The organism is Arthrobacter sp. BC5, assembly GCF_056680255.1.
The window spans coordinates 1,122,434-1,143,924 of record NZ_CM155273.1; the positions used below are offsets into that span (position 1 = coordinate 1,122,434).

A 21,491-nucleotide genomic window follows, 5' to 3' on the forward strand; every position below is an offset into this window, starting at 1 on the left:
AGCTGATGCGAGGTCCGCCCGAATCGGGGTCGTTCGTCGATGCATCGGGCAACGTGCTGTTGGCCGGCGCGGCGTCCGACGTGCCGCCGGTCGGCGGGGCATCGACGTCGCCGCGCCAGGCGCCGGTCTCCCCACCGCTCTTCTCGATGAACTCCTTGAACCTCTTGAGGTCGCCCTTCACCTGGGCTGCGTCCGCGTTCACGACGGCGCCGATCTTCTCGGTGAACGTCTCCGGGTGCCAGTCGATCTGCACCATGAGCCGCGTGGTGCTCTCGTCGAGGCGGTGGAAGGTCACCACGCCGGCGTGGGACTCGCCGTCGGTGCTCTTCCAGGCCACCCGCTCGTCGGGGTGCTGTTCGGTGATCTCGGCATCGAACTCCCGCCTGACGCCACCGATGCTCGTCACCCAGTGGGTGCTGGTGTCGGAGGTCTGCGTGATCGACTCGACGCCGCCCATGAACCGGGGAAAGCTCTCGAACTGGGTCCACTGGTTGTAGGCCGTGCTGACCGGTACTGCTACGTCGATAGATTCCTGCACTGAAGCCAAAAGGGTTCCTCCTTCGTAGAGACTCCGGCACCGCCCATAGCCCCTTTCGGGGTTCGGCGCGGCAAAACCGTAAGTTCCCTTAGCGTAGGCAGATCGGTTGGATTTGGCCAACGGGCAGGTCTAGGGTGAAAGGAGTCCACCGGCGGGATTCGGCGCCTCGGCGCACCGCCGGAAGGAGCACATTTCTCTAGCACTGGAGGACTCATGAAGGCTTCACCCACCCTCACCGACAACATGCAGGCCGTCCTGGTCGACCTCATCGAACTGCACCTGCAGGGCAAGCAGGCCCACTGGAATGTGGTCGGCAAGAACTTCCGCGACCTCCACCTGCAGCTGGACGAGATCATCGACGACGCCCGCCTGTTCGCGGACGAGATGGCGGAGCGCATGCGCGCCCTGCACGCCGTCCCCGACGGCCGCAGCGTGGCCGTCGCCGAAGGCACCAAGATCGATCCGTTCCCGGCAGGCCTGGTCTCGACCAAGGACACCGTGGGCCTCGTGGTCCGGATGCTGAATGCGGCCGTGAAGACGATGCGTGACGTGCACGACCAGATCGACGAGGAAGACCCCACCACCGCCGACCTGCTGCACGGTTTCATCGCCAAGCTCGAGCAGTACGCCTGGATGGTCGACGCCGAGAACATGGAGCCGACCGCCGAGGTCGTCACCCCCGCCGGCACGGAGCACGCGACCGTCTGACCGGCAGTTCCCTGCTCGATCGGCTCCCTGCGGGAACCGGTCGGGCAGGCCCTGCGGGATCGCCTCTTGTAGTCTGTAGGCTGACTAACGGTCTAGCAGACGGCCGATCACGAACTCCCTGGGTTCGTGCATCGGTTGCGGACCACGGTCCGGACGCCCGAACGGCGCGATGCACACGTGGCTCGGCGGCTGAACGAAACAGGACCAGTACACATGGCCGACCAGGCTACGGGGCAGTCCACCACCGACTACCTCCAGGACCTCCTTCTCGACACCGATGGAGTCGAGGAGTTCCTCACGGAACTCGCCCGCTTCGCAGCCTCCCGACTGTTCCCGCAGTCCGGGGAGACGCTCTGCGGCATCACCCTCCTGCGGAGCAAACGCGCCGGCACGGTCGCCAGCAGCAACGAAGCCGCGACGAAGCTCGACGAACTGCAGTACTTCACCGAAGGGCCGTGCCTCACTGCGTGCGAGGAGCAGCGCTCGGTGCACGTCGCAGACACGACGACCGACGAACGCTGGAGCGGCTACCTCGCCGACGTCGCCGCGCACGGTGTCCGCTCCATCCTGGCGGTCCCCTTCACCCTCGAGGCCGGTGCCCGTGCCGCGCTCAACGTCTATTCGTTGCAGCCGGGTGCCTTCGGCCCCGAGGACATCGCCACCGCCGAGACCTTCGTGGCCCAGACCTCCAGGGCCCTGATGCTCGCCGTCCGGCTGGCCCAGCACAGCGAATCGATCGGCAATTTCAGGACCGCGATGCAGTCCCGCACCGCGATCGACATCGCGATCGGCATCATCATGGCGCAGAACCGCTGCAGCCAGATGGAGGCCTTCACCATCCTGAAGTCCGTCTCCAGCAGCCGCAACCAGAAGGTTCGGGACATCGCGGCCTCCATCGTCGGATCGATCGGCCAGGCCGAGCCCGAGACGCATTTCGATCTCTGACGCCCGCAGGGGCAGAATCGCTAGTCGATGGCGCTGCTGACCTCGGCCAGGAGCGATTCCATGCAGGACTCGGCCGTGACGGGGTCGCCCTCGCTGATGGCGGAGGCCACCTGCTGGTGCGTACGGAGCGCATGTTCCTTCGGATTGTGCGGCATGAGACCCTGATAGGTCCTGCCGGAGAGCACCTCGGCGATCACTCCGCGCAGGGCGAGGAACATCTCGTTGCCGCTGGCCTCGAGGATGAGCGTGTGGAACTCGATATCCACCCCCAGGAACTGCTCGAGCTCACCCGCCTCACCCAGGCGCCGCAGGTCCTGCCCGAGTTCGACGATCCGCAGCCGCTGGGCGGGCGAGGCATGGCGGGCCGCGAGCGCGGCGGCCACGGGTTCGACGGCGCGGCGCAGGTGTGTCAGGGATCGGAACTGGTCCGCTCGTCCCGGCCCGTTGAGCCGCCACCGGATGACGCGCGCGTCATAGACGTTCCACCTCTCCGGCCCCTGCACCACGAGCCCGATCCGGCGCTTGGGCACGATCAGGTTCATGGCCTCCAGCACGCGCATGCAGTCGCGGACGACCGTGCGCGAGACGCCGAACTGCTGCTGCAGTCCCTCGATCGTCAGGCGGGTACCCGCCGGCAGTACCCCGTCCGCGATGTCCTGGCCGAGCGCGTCGATGATGCGCGTGTGGAACAGAGTTGCAGATTCGGTGGGTGTTCCCGCCGGAACCAGATGCGACGCCATCGTCCTCCTCGGTGGGCTCCCGGCCGTCGAGCCGGTCACCCAACCATAGATCGATCCGTCCGGTCCGCAAAGGTACTACCTTTGATTCCTGAAAGGTGCTACCTTTACTCGACATCAGGATCATCGTGACCTGCCGCACAGCATCGACAAGGGAGTCAGCATGGATGCACAACCCTGCCATGTGGTCGTCATGGGAATCTCCGGATCCGGCAAGACCACCATCGCCACCCGGCTCACCGAGCGGCTCGGCTGGGTGTTCGCCGAGGCCGATGATTTCCACCCCGCGGCCAACATCGCCAGGATGACCGCAGGGACGCCGCTCACGGACGAGGACCGCTGGCCATGGCTGGAGTCCATGCGGGACTGGATGACGGCCCAGGCACAGGCCGACCGCAGCACGGTCGTCACCTGCTCGGCCCTGAAGCGCTCCTACCGTGACATCCTCACGCAGGCCGAGGGCCGGGTCCGGTTCGTCCACCTGCTCGGCGACACCGATCTCATCCTCGATCGCATGAAGACCCGCAGCGGGCACTTCATGCCGGAATCGCTCCTGCCGTCCCAGATCAGCACTCTCGAACCGCTGGAGTCCGACGAGCAGGGCATCAGGATCGAGAACACCGGCACGCCCGATCAGGTCACGGACCTCGTCATCGACCGGCTCGGCCTGCACCGCAGCTAGTCCCACCACCCTGCAACTTTCAACGGAGAAAACATGACACTCGAAGGATGGACCCAGAGCCTCACCGCCGGTCCGCTCCTCCTGATCGCCGCAGCGGCCATCCTCGCCCTGCTGTTCCTGATCATCAAACTGCGCGTCCATGCGTTCGTCTCCCTGATCATCATCAGCCTGGCCACGGCCTTCGCCACCGGCATTCCGACGTCGCAGATCGTGACCGTCCTGGTCAGCAGCTTCGGATCCACCCTCGGCGCCGTGGCCCTCCTGGTCGGGCTCGGCGCCATGCTCGGCCGGCTGGTGGAGACCAGTGGCGGCGCGAAGGTGCTCGCGGACCACCTCATCCGGGCCTTCGGCGAGAAGCGGGCTCCTTTCGCCCTCGGTATCGCATCCCTGATCTTCGGCTTCCCGATCTTCTTCGACGCCGGACTCGTGGTCATGCTGCCCGTGGTCTTCTCCGTCGCCCGGCGCCTGGGCGGTGGCGTCCTGCGCTACGGCCTCCCCGCAGCCGGAGCATTCTCCGTCATGCATATCTTCGTCCCCCCGCACCCCGGTCCCGTCGCGGCGTCGGAATTCTTCGGTGCGAACGTCGGCATCGTCATCATGGTGGGCCTTCTCGCCGCCATCCCCACCTGGTACGTGACCTCCTACCTGTACGGGTTGTGGTCCGGCAGGAAATACGTCCTGCCCGTCCCCGAGCTGCTCGGTACGGCCGACGAACACGCCGAGGCCAACCCGCCCAGGTTCGGCACCGTCGTCGGGATCCTGCTGCTCCCCCTCGTGCTGATCTTCCTCAACACCGGACTCAACACCGTCGCCAGGTCGGGCGCCGTGGACGAGGGCCTCACCGACCAGGCCTGGTTCCAACTGCTCAGGACCCTCGGAGAGACACCCGTTGCCCTGCTGATCTCGCTCCTCGTGGCGTCCTACGTCCTCGGGCGCCGGCGCGGCATCGACAAGACGGTGTTGGAGAGCACACTGGAATCCGCGCTCGGCCCGGTCTGCTCGGTCATCCTCATCACGGGCGCGGGCGGCATGTTCGGTGGTGTCCTGCGCACCAGCGGTATCGGCGACGCCCTCGCCGACGTCCTGGGGGACCTCGGCATCCCCCTGATCCTCGCGGGCTTCCTCATCGCGGCGATCCTCCGGATCGCCCAGGGCTCGGCCACGGTGGCGCTGACCACCGCTGCCGGCCTCATCTCCCCGGCGATCCTCGCCGGCGACTACAACGCACTTCAGGTCGCCGCGCTCGTCGTCGCCGTCGCCGGCGGATCGGTGGTGGCCAGCCACGTCAACGACTCCGGCTTCTGGCTCGTGGGCCGTTTCTTCAACATGGACGTCAAGACCACCCTCAAGACCTGGACGGTCATGGAGACGACGATCGGCCTCATGGGCTTCGGCATCGCGGCCGCCGTCTTCGCCCTCGCGTCCCTCGGCTGACCAGCGGCACCGGAACCACCCAGGAAGGCCCGTCCCGCGCAGGCGGGGCGGGTCTTCCGGCGTCCGGTAGCAGGTCCGGCGCCGCCGCGGTGATCCGATGCGGCCGTTGCGGGCCGGGAGGCTCGGTGCCACGGTGGGAGGACCGGAAGGAGTGTGGAATGGACCCCATAGAACAGTGGTGGACCCGCGTGGACATCGAGACGAAGGAATGGCTCCGCGCACACGACGGTGCCGAGGAACTACCCGGCCACGTACGGGAAGCCGTGTCGGAGGCAGGCGGACCGTCAGGGGCGGATCGTCTCGGTGACGACGACTGGCAGTTCATCGCCCTGCAGTCCGAGACCCCGGACTGAGCCGCGGCATGGAGCAACGATTCGAGGGCAGGGTCGTCGTCGTGACCGGCGCCGGTTCCGGCATCGGTGAGGCGACGGCGCGGCGCTTCGTCGCCGAGGGGGCGAAGGTGGTCCTCACGGACTCCGTCGCAGGCAAGATCGACGACGTCGTCGCATCCCTGCCGGAAGGACGGGCGACGGCGGTGCCGGCGGACTCATCCGACGTCGGGCAGGTGGCGGCGATGGTGCAGGAAACCGTCGAGCGGTACGGGCGCCTCGACGTCCTCGTCAACAACGCGGGCACCATCACGCAGGGCACCAGCGTGGAGGACTGGCACCGCGTCATCGAGACCGATCTCTCCGGCGTCTTCTACAGCACCAAGGCGGCCCTCGGACACCTGCTGCAGAGCAAGGGGTGCATCGTCAACGTCTCCTCGGTCTCCGGCCTGGCCGGGGACTGGCACATGAGCGCCTACAACGCGGCCAAGGGCGGGGTCAGCAACTTCACGCGCGCCGTCGCCCTGGACCACGGCAAGGACGGCGTACGGGTGAACGCCGTCGCCCCCGGATTCATCTGGACCGAGCTCACGAGCGACGACGGCGAGGCGCACGGGATCTCCGAGGAATTCGCCCGGCGCATCGCCCTCGGGCGCGGCGGACTGCCGGAGGAGGTCGCCGCCGCCATCACCTTCCTGGCCAGCGACGACGCTCGCTTCATCACCGGCGTCGTCCTTCCCGTGGACGGCGGGACGATGGCGAGCAACGGGCAGCCGGCGCAGGCCTGAGGCGGCACCGCGGGAGCAGCGCCGCGAGCGCACGTCCCGGGCCGGGCGGTCCGTCCCTCCCTCCTGACCGTGCGTGCCGGGCGCGGAGGTCAGCGCCGCTTCCCCCGGGTTCCTGAGGGGCGGGCCTGCCGGCCCGACGGCGGCTTCCTGCCGCCCTTCTGCTCCTTGCCGCCTCCACCGGCGCCGGCCTTCTTCGCGGCCGCCTTCTGCGACGCCGTCTTCTTCGGCGCCTCGCGCTGCGAGGGCTGCCGGGAGCTCTGGGCCGTCCTCCCGCGCACGATGCCGATGAACTCCTCGACGTCGCCGGACTCGTCCTCCACGCGCCAGGCGATACCGATGGTCGTCGTCGGCAGGCCCGGGACGGGTCGGTGCACCGCGTCCTTGCGCGCATGCAGGCGTGCGAGCGACATGGGCAGGACGACGACGCCCGCACCGGATGCCGCGACCTCCATGGCCGTCTTCGGCCCGCCGCATTCCGCGACGTCGAGCAGGGTCTCGCCCTCGAGTTCCTCGACCGGGACGTCGTCATAGAGCGACAGCTCGTTGTCCCGCGACACCACCACCACGGGCTGCTCCTCATAGAGGGGGATCAGGTGGAGCCCGGCGCGGTCCACGGGCAGCCGGACGAAGACGACGTCGTCGGAGCCCTCCCTGAGGGCCGCCAGGGCGTCGTCGTCGTGCTGGTGGAGCTCGAGGGGTGCCTCCGGGTGTCGTTCGCGCCACCTCGACACCCACTTGCCCGGTGTCACACCCGGCACGAAGCCCACGGACAGGGTACGGGGCTGGTCGGTGGGCACCTGATCACAGTAGCGCCTGACGCCGACCGTCGAGGCGGCCCGTTAAGCTGGAACCATGACTCCCGCGAAAACCCCCCAGACCCTGAAGCCGGCCACCGCGGCCAAGAAGCTGGGAATCTACCTGCCCGCCGCTCCCGAGGACTTCCAGGAGACCGAGCTGACGCGGGCCGAGTTCAACGAACTGCAGCAGAGCCCTCCGGAATGGCTCGCCGAGCTGCGCCGCACGGGTCCGCACCCGCGTCCCGTCGTCGCGCAGAAGCTCGGGATCTCCATCAGCGGACTGGCCCGCGGGGGTATCACGGACCCCCTGACGAGCGAGCAGATCACCGCCCTGCTGCAGGATCCGCCCGCCTGGCTGGTCGCGGAGCGGTCCACCCAGGCCGCCGTCCGTGCGGAAGCCGCACGGGTCAAGGAACGCGACGCCTCACGCAAGCCGTCCGACGCCTGACCCACCCGGGCAGGATTGCTGCCCGCACCCGCCCGTCTCCCGACGGAACGCCCAACTCCCGACGTGCTTCCTGGCATGACGGCCCTGACATGGCCGCGCGCACCCCGATCCGGCATTGCCCCTACCATGGCTATGCCCTTTTTCAGCGGAGGCGCGCCGATTGACTTAATCGAACACGTATTCGAATATTAGGAGGTGACGCCTCCAGCTGCCGGCCATGCCCTCGAATGGGATGAGCCCTCCTCCGACTTCGAGGACGCGTCCCGCCCGGAACCTGCCGGCCGCCGCGGAACCTCCGCAGCCGACGTCGCACTCGGCCTCCAGGCGCGCATCAACAGCATGCAGGCCGGCAAGCTCGACTCCCGCCTGCTGCCCACGGTTCCGGCCCTCGCGCGGATCCTGCCCGGCGGCGGCCTCCAGTCCGGCGGCTCCTACTCCGTCCGTAACTCCACCACCCTCGCCATGGCCCTGCTGGCCGCTCCTTCGGCGACAGGCACATGGTGCAGCGTGATCGGCATGCCGGACTTCAGCGTCGAAGCGGCACAGGGCTTCGGCATCAATCTCGAGCGCCTCGTCCTGGTCCCCGATCCCGGGTCCCAGTGGCTCACCGTCACGGCCGCCCTCGTGGACGTGGTCCCGATCATCCTGACCCGCACCCCCGAACACCTGGCGCCCACCGAATGGGCGCGGCTCAAGGCACGGCTGCGCCAGCGGGGTGCGGCCCTGATCACCCTCGGTGCCTGGAAGCAGAGCGATTCCACGCTCGGTGTGGCCGAGAGTGCCTGGGAGGGCCTCGGCTCGGGAAACGGCCATCTGAGGTCGCGCCGCATGAAGATCACCGCCACGCAGCCCTCCGGACGGCTCCGCCATGCCTATGTGGGACTGGCGGACCTGCAGGGCGCCACCGCAGGGGGAACCGTGGTTCAGGACACCGGGGTACCGCAGGGACCCGACGGCATCCCCGGTACTCCCTCTGCTTCTGCGTCCGGTTCCACGTCCGGCACCCTGTTCGAACCCCGGCTGATGAAGTCCTCATGACATCACCCCTGCCCGCAGCAGCCACAGGCACGGCACCGGCAACACGGACCATGATGCTCTGGTTTCCGGACTGGCCCATCACGGCAGCACTGCGGGAGTATTCGCTGCCCACCGACGCGGCCCTCGTCCTCGTGGACCGTGGTGAGGTCTTCGCCTGTTCTCCCGCAGCCCGCCAGGACGGCGTGAAACGGGGCCTGCGCATCCGGGAGGCCCAGGCCCGCAGCACGGGCCTCGTATGCCGTCCCTACGATCCCTCGCTCGACGAGCGGACCTTCGAGCCCGTGACCGCGGCCGTGGAGACCATCATGCCCGGCGTCCAGGTCCTCCGCCCGGGACTGTGTGCCCTCAGGGTCAAGGGACCCTCGCGCTACTACGGCAGCGAGGGCAAGGCAGCGGACGTCGTGTTCCAGGTTCTCGCCGCCATCGGGCTCACCGACGTGCGGATCGGTATCGCGGACGGTCCGTTCGCCGCCGAGCAGGCGGCCAAGGCCACCGACCAGCTGGACGACGACGCCGATCCGCTGGTCGTCATCCCCCCGACCGGCTCGCCGTGGTTCCTCGGCAGCTACCCCCTGGAAGTCCTCGAACAGCCGAAGCTCACCGTGCTGCTCAAGCGCCTCGGCATCCGCTCCCTCGGTGACTTCGCGGCACTCAAGGCCTCCGACGTCCGCAACCGCTTCGGGATCGAGGGGGCCCTCGCCCACCGCCAGGCGAGCGGCCTCGACCACCGGAGCGTCGTCGCACGGAAACCGCCACCCCACCTCGACACCATCGCCGATTTCGAGCCGCCCCTCGCGCGCATCGACCAGCTCGCGTTCGCCTTCCGTACTCGGGCGGACGCATTCGTCGACGCACTGCGCGGGGCGGGGCTGGTGTGTACGGCGCTGCACGTCTCGCTCCACACGGAGTCCGGTGAGGTGTCCGAGCGCCGCTGGCAGCATCCGCGCTGGTTCGATGCGGACGACGTCGTGGACCGCGTGCGCTGGCAGCTCCAGGGCACCGCCGCATCCGATCACGGCCTGACCTCCGGCATCACGCGTGTCCATGTCGTGCCCGACGTCGTCGAGGACCTCGGCGACCACGCGGACGGACTGTGGGGAACGGGACCGGACGAAGGCATCCACCACGGGTTGGCCCGCGTGCAGAGCATGCTGGGCCACGGAGCCGTGCTCACCGCGGTCATCGCCGGCGGGCGGCTCCTGGCGGACCGCCGAGTCTTCATCCCGTGGGGGGACACCCCGTCCTCACCCTCCACGGTCCCCGTGAAGGACCGCGCCCAGCCCTGGCCCGGCCGCCTGCCCGGCCCGGCACCGGCCACGGTGTTCGCCGATCCCGTACCCGCCGTCGTCGTCGATTCCCGCGGCAACCCGGTGGACGTCGATCCCCGCGGCCACCTGAGCGCCGATCCCGCCTTCTTCAGCGCGGGGCCCGACGACGGCCGGCGGCCCGTGCACTCCTGGGCGGGCCCCTGGCCCATCAACGAGCGCTGGTGGGACCCGAAGGGTCGGGTGCTCAACCGCTTCCAGCTGGTGGACCAGTCAGGATCCGCATGGCTGCTGCTGCTCGAGGACCACGCGTGGTGGGTGGAAGCCGGCTACGACTGACGGCACGGGCATGCCGGCACCACCGACAACCGCAGGACATCCAGGACAGGGAGGGACGCCATGGGCTGGAACAATCCACCTATTCCATGGTCGGACTTCGAACGGACCCTCTCCACCACCCGACCCGGCGCACCACCCCTCGGAGCGGACGGCGGTGACAGCCCCGCCTGGTCCCGGAAGCGCCGGCCCTACACTGCTCCTGCCGAGGTTGCGGCCCCCGAGGGCCCGGTGGTGCCGTACGCGGAACTGCATGTGCACTCCAACTTCAGCTTCCTCGACGGCGCGTCCAGTCCCGAACACCTTGCCGAGGAGGCCCGGCGGCTCGGCCTGACCGGCATGGCCCTCACCGACCATGACGGGCTGTACGGCGCGGTGCACTTCGCTGAAGCTGCCGAGAAATTTCCCGGGTTCTCCACCCTCTACGGCACGGAACTGTCCCTCGGGCTGTCGAAGCCGCAGAACGGCGAGGCGGATCCGGAGGGGCAGCACCTCCTGGTCCTCGCCCGCGGATCGGCGGGCTACCACCGCCTGTCCACGGCCATCACCGAGGCACAGCTCGATGCCGCCGCCGAGAAGGGGAAGCCCCGCTACGACCTCGAGCGCCTCGCCGGGCACGCAGCTGGCCAGTGGATGGTCCTCTCGGGCTGCAGGAAGGGGTCGGTGCGTTCGGCGCTCGTCGCGGACGGTGAACCCGCGGCCGAGGCCGAACTCCGGAAGCTCGTCGAGCTGTTCGGCCGGGATTCGGTCGCCGTCGAACTCGTCGACCAGGGCAATCCCCTGGACACGGCGCACAATGACGCCCTGGCCGCCGTCGCGTCCCGCCTGAAGCTTCCCACCGTGGCAACCAACAACGTGCACTATGCGACCCCCCAGCAGCACAGGCTCGCCGCAGCCCTTGCCGCGGTACGGGCCCGCAGGAGCCTGGACCAGATGGATGGCTGGCTCCCCGCGGCCGGTGCCGCCCACCTGCGCAGCGGTGCCGAGATGGCGAGACGGTTCAGGGGCTACCCCGGAGCGGTGGAGCGCACGGTCGATATCGCCGCCGATCTCTCCTTCACGCTGCGCAGCGTTCGGCCCGGGCTGCCGAACATCGACCTGCCGGAGGGCCACACTCAGATGAGCTACCTCCGGGAGCTCGTCTGGCAGGGCGCCGACAAGCTCTACGGGAACCGGACCGATGTCCGCGAGCGTATCGAGCGCGAACTGGAGGTCATCGAGAGCAAGAACTTCCCGGGATACTTCCTGATCGTCCACGACCTCGTGCACTATGCGCGACGCAACGGCATCCTGTGCCAGGGCCGGGGCTCGGCTGCCAATTCGGCGGTCTGCTATCTGCTGGAGATCACCGCCGTGGACTCCATCAAGTACCAGCTTCCTTTCGAGCGGTTCCTCTCGAGCATGCGTGACGAGGAGCCGGACATCGACGTGGATTTCGACTCGGACCGCCGTGAGGAGGTCATCCAGTACGTCTACCGGAAGTACGGGCGGTTCAACGCCGCCCAGGTGGCCAACGTCATCACCTATCGCCCCAAGTTCGCCGTCCGGGACATGGCCAAGGCCCTGGGCCACAGTCCGGGACAGCAGGACGCGTGGTCCAGGCAGATCGAGCGGTGGGGCGGTCTCGTCTCGAGCGACGACCACGACATCCCGGAAGCGGTGGTCGGCCTCGCCCAGGAGGTCCTGAAGTTCCCCCGCCACCTCGGCATCCATTCGGGAGGGATGGTGCTGACCGACCGGCCCGTGGGTGAAGTATGCCCTATCGAGCATGGACGTATGGACGGCAGGACGGTCCTCCAGTGGGACAAGGACGACTGCGCCTGGATGGGACTCGTGAAGTTCGACCTGCTGGGCCTCGGCATCCTCGCAGCCATCCAGTACAACTTCGACCTCGTGGACCGGCACTTCGGGGAGAAGTGGGAGCTGCACACCATCCCCAAGGAGGAGCAGGGCGTGTACGACATGCTGTGCTTCGCCGATTCGGTGGGGGTCTTCCAGGTGGAGAGCCGTGCCCAGATGGGCATGCTCCCCCGCCTGCAGCCCCGCCAGTTCTACGATCTCGTCATCGAGGTCGCCCTCGTGCGTCCCGGGCCCATTCAGGGCGGCGCGGTCCACCCCTACATCAAGCGGAAGATGGGCGAGGAGGAGGTCCGGTACCTCCATCCCGACCTCAAGCCGGTCCTCGAGCGGACCCTCGGCGTTCCGCTCTTCCAGGAACAGCTCATGCAGATGGCCATGGTCGTGGGCGGCTGCACCGGAGCGGATGCCGACCTGCTGCGCCGGGCCATGGGATCCAAGCGGGGCGAGGAGCGGATCGATTCGCTGAAGGCCAAGCTGTACGAGGGGATGGAGGCCAACGGCATCACCGGCGACGTGGCCGACACCATCTACGACAAGATCCATGCCTTCGCGAACTTCGGCTTCGCGGAGAGCCACTCGATCAGCTTCGCCCTGCTGGTCTACGTCAGCGCGTGGCTGCGCCTGCACTATCCCGGTGCATTCCTCGCCTCACTCCTGCGCGCCCAGCCCATGGGGTTCTACTCGCCGCAGACCCTCGTGGCGGACGCCCGGCGGCATGGCGCCGTCGTCCTGCGACCCGACATCCTGCACTCCGGCGTGCATGCCGACCTCGAGCCGCTCGAAGGTTATGCCCCTCCCGCCGATCCCCGCGCGCGCACCACCGGGACGGACTGCTGCACCGAGGACGAGCAGCCTCCTGTCGGCTCCTTCGACCAGGACACACCGTTCGATTCCACACCCCACCGCCGTGATGGAAATTATGCGGTGAGGCTCGGACTGGCGAGCGTGGAATCCGTGGGGGTGAAGCTGGCAGAGAGGATCGTCACGGAGCGGGAGCGCAACGGGCCCTACGAGGACATGCCGGACCTCGCGCGACGTACGGGCGTCAACGCGGGGCAGCTCGAGGCCCTCGCGGCGTCAGGTGCTTTCGACTCGATGGGCCTGAGCCGCCGCGAGGCTCTCTGGAACGCCGGGCCCGCATCGACCGAACGCGAAGGCCAGATCAAGGGGACCGCCGTCTACATCCAGCCTCCCTTGATGCCCGAGCTCTCGGACATCGACAAGGTGGGCTCCGACCTGTGGTCGACCGGCATCACGCCGGACGACCATCCGGTGCGCCATGCCAGGGGCAGGCTGAAACGCCGCGGTGCCCTGACAGCGGCGCAGCTGAAGACGGCCGAGAACGGCCGCCGGATCGAGGTGGCGGGAGTCGTCACGCACCGGCAGAGGCCTGCGACGGCGAGCGGCATCACCTTCATGAACCTCGAGGACGAGACGGGGCTGGTGAACGTCATCTGCTCGGTGGGGGTCTGGCAGCACTACCGCCGAGTGGCACGGGAAGCAGGCAGCGTGATCGTGAGGGGCGTCCTCGAGCGATCCCCCGAGGGGATCGTCAACCTCGTCGCGGACCGCATCGAGGTCCTGCAGCTCAAGGCCACCACCAAATCACGTGACTTCCGCTGAAAGGTCCGGACATACGAAAGGGCCCCCACCGGGTGGGAGCCCTTTCATGTCCTGCAGCGTGCGCGAGGGGGGATTTGAACCCCCACACCCTTTCGGATACTGGCACCTGAAGCCAGCGCGTCTGCCGTTCCGCCACTCGCGCATTTCGAGAATCCAACTCCTGCGCCAGGCGCAGGTGTTGTGAACAGCAGAGACAAGCATAGCCGAGCCGGGCCGCAATTACCTAAACAGCGCCGGGACCACGGCCCATGACGCGTGCGGGCAACTCCGCAGCCCGCCGGGATCGTTAGGACAAAGCAACCCTCCGGGCGCCCACGTGGAGCCCATTACCAGAGCCTCCCAGTAGTATCGAAGGGAACATGCCCGGCTGGACATCGCCGTCCCCAGGACCGGGAGAAGCCCCGCAGCCCACTGCTGCCGGGGCCCGAAACCACAGTGCGACAAGGGGAGGAGGCGGACGATGGGCATTCTCGACAACGTGGAGCGCGGACTCGAAAAGCTGGTCCGGGGAGCCTTCACCACGGGCTCGCGTTCCCAGGTGCAGCCCCTGGAGATCGCCAGCGCCCTCCGCAAGGAGCTGGACAACCGATCACTCGTCCTGTCGCAGGGCCGCACCCTCGCCCCCAACGTCTTCACGACACGCCTGTCCGACTCCGATTTCGAACTCGCCCAGCAGTGGGGGTCAGCCCTCGCCGAAGAGCTGTGCGACGTCGTCATCGCGCACGTGAACAGTCAGCAGTACAGCCTGCAGGGACCGGTCCGTGTCTCCTTCGAACACGATCCCGATCTCAGGGCAGGTGTCTTCGAGATCGATTCGTCGATCGAGAAGCAGGCCGCTGTCCGTCGCCCCGCAGGCCCCGCCGCGCCGGTCGCACCACGCCGCCAGCCCACGCGCTACCAGCCGATCCTCGAGATCGACGGCCGGCGCTACTCCATCAACTCCGGGTCCATCGTCCTCGGGCGCTCCTCGGAGGCCGACATCCTCGTCGACGACACCGGCGTGTCCCGGCGCCACCTCGAGATCCGCGCCCAGGGGGGCCGGATCTACGCCGTCGACCTCGGCTCCACCAACGGCAGCTACGTCAACGGGCAGCGCGTGAACGGGCAGGCGGAACTCACGGACGGCTCGACGATCACCATGGGGCGATCGCGGCTGACCTTCCGCCTCGTGCCCACGCAGGAAGGCGGAGTCCAGCGATGAGCGAGGCCGGAGAACTGACCGTGACGCTCCTGCGCTTCGGTTTCCTGATCCTGCTGTGGGTCCTCGTCCTCAGCACGGTCGGGGCCCTGCGTCGGGACCTGGTGGTCGGCCGGCGCAACAAGGTCGGCACCCCCACGGCCCGGGACATCCGGAAGAACCCCGACCTTCGCGAGGAACCCGCACCCGTACGTGTCTCCGCCAGCCGGCTGGTCGTCACGGAGGGCCCCCTCAGCGGGACGACCCTGGACCTCGCCGCGAGCCCGATCCTCCTCGGCCGCGCCCAGGAGGCGACCCTGGTACTCGAGGACGATTACGCCTCCGGTCGGCATGCCCGACTGTTCCCCCAGGGCAGCCGCTGGTTCATCGAGGATCTCGGGTCCACCAACGGCACCTACCTCGCGGGCACCCAGCTCACGCGTGCCCTGCCCGTCGAGCCGGGCGTCCCCATCCGGATCGGTAAGACGGTCATCGAATTGAGGCCGTAGGGGTGCCGCTCGCGCTGAGGTTCGCCGCCCGCTCCGACGTGGGCATGGTGCGTGCGAAGAATGACGACTCCGCCTACGTGGGCCGATACCTCGCCGTCGTCGCCGACGGCATGGGCGGGCATGCGGGCGGCAATGTCGCCTCTGCTTCCACGGTCCTGGACCTGATCCACCTCGACCACAACAGGCATGACGGCCACGCGGGGACACACCTCGCCGACGAGATCCAGACCGCCAACTCCCTGCTCTCCGAACTCGTGTCCACCAATCCGCAACTGGCGGGCATGGGCACCACCGTGACGGCGATCCTGCTGGACGGAGACAGGCTGCAGCTCGCCCATATCGGCGACTCGCGTGCCTACCGCCTGAAGAACGGCGTCTTCGAGCAGATCACCACCGACCACACCTTCGTCCAGCGACTCATCGACGAAGGGCGGCTCAGACCGGAGGAAGCGGAGATCCATCCGCACAAGAACGTCCTGATGCGGGTGCTGGGCGATGTCGATGCAAGCCCGGAGCTGGACCTCGAGCAGTTCGACGCAGAGCCCCGGGAACGTTGGCTGCTGTGCTCCGACGGCCTGAACGCCGTCCTCAACGACCGCATCGTGGAACAGGTCATGCGCGAGACGAAGGACATCCGGGCGTGCGTCGACACGCTCGTCGAGCTGACCCTCGCGGGCGGGTCACCCGACAACATCACGATCGCCGTGGTCGAGGTCACCGAAGCCGACGACGCCGACACACCTCCACCCGCCTCGATCCCGCCGGCGCGGCAAGCGGCAGGTGAACGCGAGAGTCACTCGGGTACGGCAGGTGCCGCGCCTGCAGGGACCGACGACGACGCAAGCCTCCCCGGCACGGCCATCCGCGCGGACATCATCCGCCAGGACCTGCTGACGAGGCCCCATGTGCTCGTGGGATCAGCAGCCCTCGCCACCGAGACCGGCCAGATCCCGATCGTGACGCAGCGCTCCTCCGAACGCCGCGCGGCGATGATGCTGACCCACAAGGCCGAGACCGAGGCGGGTGACACGGAGGAGCCCGCGGCATCACGGAAGCGGCGGTGGCTCGTCCCCGCGTTCCTCTCGCTCATGAGCCTGATCCTGGTCGCGGTCATCGGCCTCGGCTACACGTGGACCCAGACGCGCTACTACGTGGCGGAAGCGGACAACCGCGTCGCGATCTACAAGGGCGTACCGCAGCGGATCGGACCCATCAGCCTCAGCGAGACCTACGAGACCACGGACATCCCCGTCTCCAACCTCCCCCAGTACCAGCGGTCCCAGGTGTCGAACACCCTTCCGGCAGCGAGCCTCGAGGAAGCACAGCGCATCGTCGGTGATCTCCGCAGCGAATTGCGCGCCATTGCCTGCGGGCCTGCGACCTCAGCGACGGCCTCGCCCTCTCCGGGTGTGTCCGGCCTGCCGGGCATCACCGGTAGCCCCGGTGCTTCTCCTGTGCCGCAACCGACCCCCACCACGTCCGTCAGCGGAGAACCGTCCCCGGCAGGATCGGCCCCACCGGGTCCGAGCGCCTCTGCCGGACCGGCTGCTCCGGTGCCGCCCGGTGCGTCGGCCTCGCCCGGCACGGATCCCTCGTCCCCCGCCGTCGACTGTGGAGGTGCAGCCAGTGAGTGATGTTCTGACCGTTCCCCGGTCCCGGCGCAACGTCGAGCTCGCCCTGCTGGTGCTCGCCCTCGGCGTCGCCGTCGGCGCCAACTACCTGGCAGGCACCGGACGGGAAGGGGCGTTCACCGACTACTTCTGGTCACAGGCGCTCACACTCGGCCTGATGGGTCTCTTCCTCCACGTCATCCTGCGGTTCCGAGCAAAATATGCCGATCCGGTGATACTTCCGATCGTCATCGCACTGAACGGGATCGGCCTGGCGATGATCCATCGCCTGGACCTGTCCGCCGCCAGCATGAACCCTGACTTCACTCCTGTCGCTCCGCAGCAGGTCCTCTGGACGGCCGTGGCGATGGGAGCGGCGGCACTGCTGCTGATCCTCTTCCGGGACCACCGGATCCTGCGCCGGTTCACCTACATCTCCCTGATCGTCAGCGCCGTCCTGCTCCTGCTGCCGCTGACGCCGCTCGGTCTCGAGATCAACGGAGCGCGGATCTGGATCTCGGTGGGTTTCGGGACCTTCCAGCCGGGCGAGATCGCGAAGATCACCCTCGCCATATTCTTCGCGGGTTATCTATCGACCAACCGCGACCTGATCCTCCTGGCCGGCAAGAAGATCGGGCCCCTGCAGCTCCCGCGATTCCGGGATCTCGCCCCCATGGCAGCGGCGTGGCTGGTAAGCATCGGGGTACTGATCTTCCAGCGGGACCTCGGTTCGTCGATCCTGTTCTTCGGCCTCTTCATGGTCATGATCTACGTGGCCACGAGCCGGGTGAGCTGGGTCCTGATCGGCCTGGCCATGATCGGCGTCGGTGTCTTCGTCGCGCTCGAGCTGTTCAGCCACGTCGCCCTGCGGTTCGACTCCTGGATCAACGCCTTCGCGCCGGAGGTCTACAACCGGGCACCCGGCGGCAGTGCGCAGGTGGTGCAGGGACTCTTCGGCCTGGCCAACGGCGGACTGATAGGCACCGGACTGGGCGAAGGGCGGCCGGACCTCGTCACGTACGCGAACAGCGACATGATCATCGCGGCCCTCGGTGAGGAACTCGGCCTCATCGGCGTCGTCGCCATCGTGATGCTCTATGTGATCCTCGTGTCCCGCGGCATCCGCGCAGCCCTGGGCACGAAGGACGGTTTCGGGAAGCTGCTCGCCTGTGGTCTCTCGTTCACCATCGCCCTGCAGTGCTTCGTGGTGATCGGTGGCATCACGCGCCTGATTCCCCTCACAGGGCTCACCACACCCTTCATGTCCGCCGGCGGGTCTTCCCTGCTGGCAAACTGGCTCATTGTGGCGTTGATCCTGCTGATCTCGGAGGCTGCGCGGCGGCCGGCACCGTCGGCGCCCATGAATGACTCCTTCCCCGAGGCGATCGGCGTGAACGGAAAGCCCGTAAAGAAGAGGACGACGAAGGAGGCGAACCGATGAACCAGGCCATCCGCAGTGCATGGGTCGTCGCCATCGGCATGTTCGCCCTCGTCCTCGGCGCCTTGACCTACGTGCAGTTCTTCCAGGCGCAGGAGCTCAACGAGAACGACTGGAACAGCCGCCAGCTGTACCAGGACTTCGGCCGGCAGCGAGGTGCCATCCTCGTGGACGGCCGCGCCATCGCCGAGTCCGTGCCGTCGGAGGATCAGTTCAACTTCCAGCGCGTGTACAACGAACCCGAGCTGTACGCCCACCTCACCGGCTATTACTCCCTGTCGCTGGGATCCACGCAGCTCGAGGCCGCGGAGTCGGACATCCTCGCCGGCACCAGCAGCTCCCTGTTCTACGACCGGGTGGTCCGCCTGTTCTCCGGCGTCGACTCCGAGGGAGCTTCGGTCGAACTGACGATCGACCCCGAGATCCAGAAGCTGGCATCGGACCTGATCCCCGACGGGCAGCGCGGTTCGATCGTCGCCATGGAGCCCGGCACCGGCAACATCCTCGCCATGGTCTCCAAGCCCACCTATGACCCGAATCTCCTCTCCGGCCACGACACCGCCGTGATCTCCGAGAACGCGGCCGTCCTCTCCGAGCAGCCCGGGCTCTCGATCTACACCAACCCCGCCACGGAGTCCCTCGTGTCCCCTGGTTCGGTGTTCAAGCTCATCGATGCGGCCGCAGCCCTGGAGTCCGGGAACTACGATGCGCAGTCGGAGATCCCCAACCCGCCCGCACTCGAGTTCCCCGGCATCGACTACGCCCTGCCGAACTTCGTCACGGGCGGCTGCGCGAGCAGGACGACGGCGGACCTGGAGTTCGCCCTCGAGCAGTCCTGCAACACGCCCTTCGCCCAGATCGCGCTGGACCTCGGCGAGGAAGCCATCCAGGACCAGGCCGCGAAGTTCGGCTTCGGGGAGAAGCTGACCATCCCCACCCGGGTCGTCGCGAGCACGTTCCCCTCGGACCTGACGGAACCCGAACTGGCGCAGTCCGCCGTCGGGCAGTTCGACACCAAGGTCACTCCGCTCCAGATGGCCATGGTGGCCTCGGCGATCGCCAACGACGGGCAGCAGATGAAGCCGCAGCTCGTCAAGGCGATCCGTGCGGCCGACCTCGAGCTGATCGAGTCGCCCCAGCCGGAAGTGCTCCGCCAGTCGATCAGCCAGGCGACCGCGGACCAGCTCACCGACTGGATGGTCAACGTGGTGGAGAACGGCACGGCGACCGGCGCCCGTATCCCGGGCGTCGAGGTCGCCGGCAAGACAGGAACCGCGGAGGTCACCGAGACAGGGGACAACGCGTGGTTCACGGGCTTCGCGCCCGCGGACGACCCACAGGTAGCGGTATCGATCGTGATGGAGAACGTGGACATCCCCACTGGTCAGCAGTTGACCTCACCCAGTGCCAAGAGACTCATAGAGGCGGTGTTGAACAGATGAGGCCCACATCAGGCATCACCCTGGGCGGCAGGTTCGAACTGACCGAGCGGATCGCCATCGGCGGTATGGGTGAAGTATGGAAGGCACGGGACCAGATCCTCGGCCGCGTCGTCGCCATCAAGATCCTCAAGGAGGAGTACTCGGGCGATCCCGCGTTCCTCAACCGCTTCCGGGCGGAAGCGCGCCACACGGCGCTGCTCAACCATGAGGGCATCGCCAACGTGTTCGACTACGGCGAGGAGGGAGGCTCGGCGTATCTCGTCATGGAACTCGTTCCCGGCCAGCCGCTGTCGGCCGTGATCGAGAAGGAGCAGGTCCTCTCTCCCGACCGCACGCTCTCGATCGTGGGCCAGACCGCCACCGCCCTCGCGGTGGCGCACCGGCAGGGACTCGTGCACCGCGACGTGAAGCCCGGCAATATCCTCGTGATGCCGGACGGACGGGTCAAGATCACCGACTTCGGGATCGCGCGGCTCGCGGACCAGGTACCGCTGACGGCCACGGGCCAGGTCATGGGCACCGCCCAGTACCTCGCGCCCGAGCAGGCGACGGGACAGCCCGCCACGGGTTCCTCCGACATCTACGCCCTGGGCGTCATCGGGTACGAGCTCCTTGCCGGCCGCCGGCCGTTCTCCGGCGAGTCCCAGATCGCGATCGCCCTCGCGCAGGTCAACGACGCGCCTCCACCCCTGCCGGAGTCCATCCCGCGCCCCGTGCGGGCTCTGATCAGCTCGATGCTCGCCAAGGATCCTGCGGACCGGCCACGCGATGCCGAGTCCCTCGCCCGTGCCGTGGATGCCATCCGTGCCGGCAACATCCGTGCGGCCGAGGCCGCTGTTCCCGGGATGCTCGCTTTCGGCGCGGGTGCGGACGTCGCAACGGCGGCCGTTCCGCGCCAGGACACGCAGGCGACGACGGCGGTTCCCGCGCCGACGACCTCCGCACTGCCGACGGTCGCGGCGCCTGCGGCCGCCGGTGGCGCGGCGGGTCTGGCCGCGTCCAGGGACTGGTCCCAGGAGGACATCGACGCCGTGGAGCCGGGCCGGCCCTACCGCCCCGAGGAGGAGAACCGGCGGAGTCCGTGGCTCCTCCCGCTCATCGTGCTGCTCCTCCTCGCCCTGGCGGCGATCGCCTTCCTGATCCTCCAGCCGCTGCTGGCCGGAGACGATCCGGAGACCGTGCCGGTCGAGACGAGCACCTCTGCCGCCGCCACGCCCTCCCGGTCCCGCACGCCAGCACCCTCTCCGTCGACCACGTCGGCGAGCCCGTCACCCTCGCCGAGCACCACCGAGGCCGAGGAGGTGGTGATCACCCCGAGCCAGTACCTGGGCCGTCCCGAAGCGGAGGTCGCCGCGGAACTCGGTGCCCTGGGCTTCCGGGTGGAGACACAGCGGGAACCGTCCGCCGACATCGCCGCCGGTTACGTCATCGGCGTGGACCCGGTGGGCAGCCTGAGTCCCGGCGAGACCATCACCGTCACGTCGTCGAGCGGTCCCGAGCAGGTCACCGTGCCCGCCGGCCTGCAGGGGCGCGACGCCGCGGAGGTCGAAGGCATCCTCGTCGATCTGGGTCTCGTGCCCGTCAACACCGGCACGCAGACATCGCAGCAGCCCCCCGGAACCGTGCTGCTCGTGAATCCGGGGGCGGGAACCGTCCTGCCCGCCGGGTCGAACGTCGGGTACGTCGTCTCGACCGGTCCTCCAGCGCCCCCCGCCTCCACGAGCCCGGCAGCGCCTACCGCCCCGACAAGCCCGACTCCGTCGCCGACGGCGACCACCGGACCATGA

Annotated in this window: 18 protein-coding genes, 1 tRNA gene and 1 pseudogene; 16 read left to right on the forward strand and 4 right to left on the reverse strand. The window is 68.3% G+C overall.

Features of this window, described 5'->3' with window-relative positions; translation table 11 throughout:
• Positions 1-97: 97 nt before the first annotated feature.
• A pseudogene (locus AC1MFI_RS05070) lies at positions 98-547 on the reverse strand (SRPBCC family protein); the annotation flags it as partial.
• Between the two features lie 204 nt (positions 548-751).
• Here AC1MFI_RS05070 and AC1MFI_RS05075 point away from each other — a divergent pair.
• Together AC1MFI_RS05075 and AC1MFI_RS05080 are read left to right on the forward strand one after the other, a co-directional pair.
• Complete coding sequence (locus AC1MFI_RS05075) at positions 752-1,246, forward strand: Dps family protein (protein ID WP_479820042.1); 495 nt, start codon at positions 752-754, stop codon at positions 1,244-1,246.
• A gap of 213 nt (positions 1,247-1,459) precedes the next feature.
• On the forward strand, positions 1,460-2,191 hold the full coding sequence (locus tag AC1MFI_RS05080; RefSeq protein ID WP_479820043.1) for a GAF and ANTAR domain-containing protein: 732 nt from the start codon (positions 1,460-1,462) through the stop codon (positions 2,189-2,191).
• 20 nt (positions 2,192-2,211) lie between these two features.
• Here AC1MFI_RS05080 and AC1MFI_RS05085 read toward each other — a convergent pair whose 3' ends face one another.
• Positions 2,212-2,931: a FadR/GntR family transcriptional regulator gene (locus AC1MFI_RS05085; RefSeq protein WP_479820044.1), complete on the reverse strand. Its 720-nt coding sequence runs from the start codon at positions 2,929-2,931 to the stop codon at positions 2,212-2,214.
• Positions 2,932-3,091: 160 nt separating this feature from the next.
• On the opposite strand from AC1MFI_RS05085, the gene AC1MFI_RS05090 reads away from it, so the two are divergent.
• The 4 genes from AC1MFI_RS05090 (at position 3,092) to budC (ending at position 6,161) form a co-directional block, all read left to right on the forward strand.
• Complete coding sequence (locus AC1MFI_RS05090) at positions 3,092-3,610, forward strand: gluconokinase (RefSeq protein WP_479820045.1); 519 nt, start codon at positions 3,092-3,094, stop codon at positions 3,608-3,610.
• A 33-nt stretch (positions 3,611-3,643) separates the two neighbouring features.
• A complete protein-coding gene (locus AC1MFI_RS05095) occupies positions 3,644-5,044 on the forward strand; it encodes a GntP family permease (protein ID WP_479820046.1) in 1,401 nt (466 codons plus the stop codon).
• A 158-nt stretch (positions 5,045-5,202) separates the two neighbouring features.
• On the forward strand, positions 5,203-5,397 hold the full coding sequence (locus AC1MFI_RS05100; protein WP_479820047.1) for a hypothetical protein: 195 nt from the start codon (positions 5,203-5,205) through the stop codon (positions 5,395-5,397).
• An 8-nt stretch (positions 5,398-5,405) separates the two neighbouring features.
• The gene (gene budC / locus AC1MFI_RS05105; RefSeq protein WP_479820048.1) at positions 5,406-6,161 is read left to right on the forward strand and encodes a meso-2,3-butanediol dehydrogenase; all 756 of its coding nucleotides are present in this window, start codon (positions 5,406-5,408) and stop codon (positions 6,159-6,161) included.
• 89 nt (positions 6,162-6,250) lie between these two features.
• Here budC and AC1MFI_RS05110 read toward each other — a convergent pair whose 3' ends face one another.
• Entirely contained in the window at positions 6,251-6,958 is a 708-nt protein-coding gene (locus AC1MFI_RS05110) for a LysR family substrate-binding domain-containing protein (RefSeq protein ID WP_479820049.1), read from the reverse strand.
• A gap of 55 nt (positions 6,959-7,013) precedes the next feature.
• Here AC1MFI_RS05110 and AC1MFI_RS05115 point away from each other — a divergent pair, with 55 nt between their 5' ends.
• From AC1MFI_RS05115 to AC1MFI_RS05130, 4 genes are all read left to right on the forward strand, one after another.
• Entirely contained in the window at positions 7,014-7,406 is a 393-nt protein-coding gene (locus tag AC1MFI_RS05115) for a DUF5997 family protein (protein WP_479820050.1), read from the forward strand.
• Between the two features lie 195 nt (positions 7,407-7,601).
• Positions 7,602-8,444: a hypothetical protein gene (locus AC1MFI_RS05120; RefSeq protein ID WP_479820051.1), complete on the forward strand. Its 843-nt coding sequence runs from the start codon at positions 7,602-7,604 to the stop codon at positions 8,442-8,444.
• Positions 8,441-10,048, forward strand: a complete 1,608-nt coding sequence (locus tag AC1MFI_RS05125) for a DNA polymerase Y family protein (RefSeq protein WP_479820052.1) — start codon at positions 8,441-8,443, stop codon at positions 10,046-10,048. Before AC1MFI_RS05120 ends, AC1MFI_RS05125 begins: the two co-directional genes overlap by 4 nt.
• A gap of 60 nt (positions 10,049-10,108) precedes the next feature.
• Positions 10,109-13,528 (forward strand): error-prone DNA polymerase, encoded by a 3,420-nt coding sequence (locus AC1MFI_RS05130; RefSeq protein ID WP_479820053.1) that lies wholly within the window; start codon positions 10,109-10,111, stop codon positions 13,526-13,528.
• 59 nt (positions 13,529-13,587) lie between these two features.
• Here the strand turns inward: AC1MFI_RS05130 and AC1MFI_RS05135 are convergent.
• A tRNA-Leu gene (locus tag AC1MFI_RS05135) sits at positions 13,588-13,670 on the reverse strand.
• A 318-nt stretch (positions 13,671-13,988) separates the two neighbouring features.
• Here AC1MFI_RS05135 and AC1MFI_RS05140 point away from each other — a divergent pair.
• From AC1MFI_RS05140 to AC1MFI_RS05165, 6 genes are read left to right on the forward strand one after another with little or no spacing between them, the layout of a single operon-like run.
• Positions 13,989-14,729 carry an FhaA domain-containing protein gene (locus AC1MFI_RS05140; RefSeq protein ID WP_479820054.1) on the forward strand — a complete coding sequence of 247 codons (741 nt, stop codon included), beginning with the start codon at positions 13,989-13,991 and terminating at the stop codon, positions 14,727-14,729.
• A complete protein-coding gene (locus tag AC1MFI_RS05145) occupies positions 14,726-15,214 on the forward strand; it encodes an FHA domain-containing protein FhaB/FipA (RefSeq protein WP_479820055.1) in 489 nt (162 codons plus the stop codon). Before AC1MFI_RS05140 ends, AC1MFI_RS05145 begins: the two co-directional genes overlap by 4 nt.
• 44 nt (positions 15,215-15,258) lie before the next feature.
• A complete protein-coding gene (locus AC1MFI_RS05150; protein WP_479820787.1) occupies positions 15,259-16,848 on the forward strand; it encodes a PP2C family protein-serine/threonine phosphatase in 1,590 nt (529 codons plus the stop codon).
• Complete coding sequence (locus tag AC1MFI_RS05155; protein ID WP_479820056.1) at positions 16,841-18,265, forward strand: FtsW/RodA/SpoVE family cell cycle protein; 1,425 nt, start codon at positions 16,841-16,843, stop codon at positions 18,263-18,265. The genes AC1MFI_RS05150 and AC1MFI_RS05155 overlap by 8 nt, the downstream gene beginning before the upstream one ends.
• On the forward strand, positions 18,262-19,704 hold the full coding sequence (locus AC1MFI_RS05160) for a peptidoglycan D,D-transpeptidase FtsI family protein (RefSeq protein WP_479820057.1): 1,443 nt from the start codon (positions 18,262-18,264) through the stop codon (positions 19,702-19,704). The genes AC1MFI_RS05155 and AC1MFI_RS05160 overlap by 4 nt, the downstream gene beginning before the upstream one ends.
• The gene (locus AC1MFI_RS05165) at positions 19,701-21,491 is read left to right on the forward strand and encodes a protein kinase domain-containing protein (RefSeq protein WP_479820058.1); all 1,791 of its coding nucleotides are present in this window, start codon (positions 19,701-19,703) and stop codon (positions 21,489-21,491) included. Before AC1MFI_RS05160 ends, AC1MFI_RS05165 begins: the two co-directional genes overlap by 4 nt.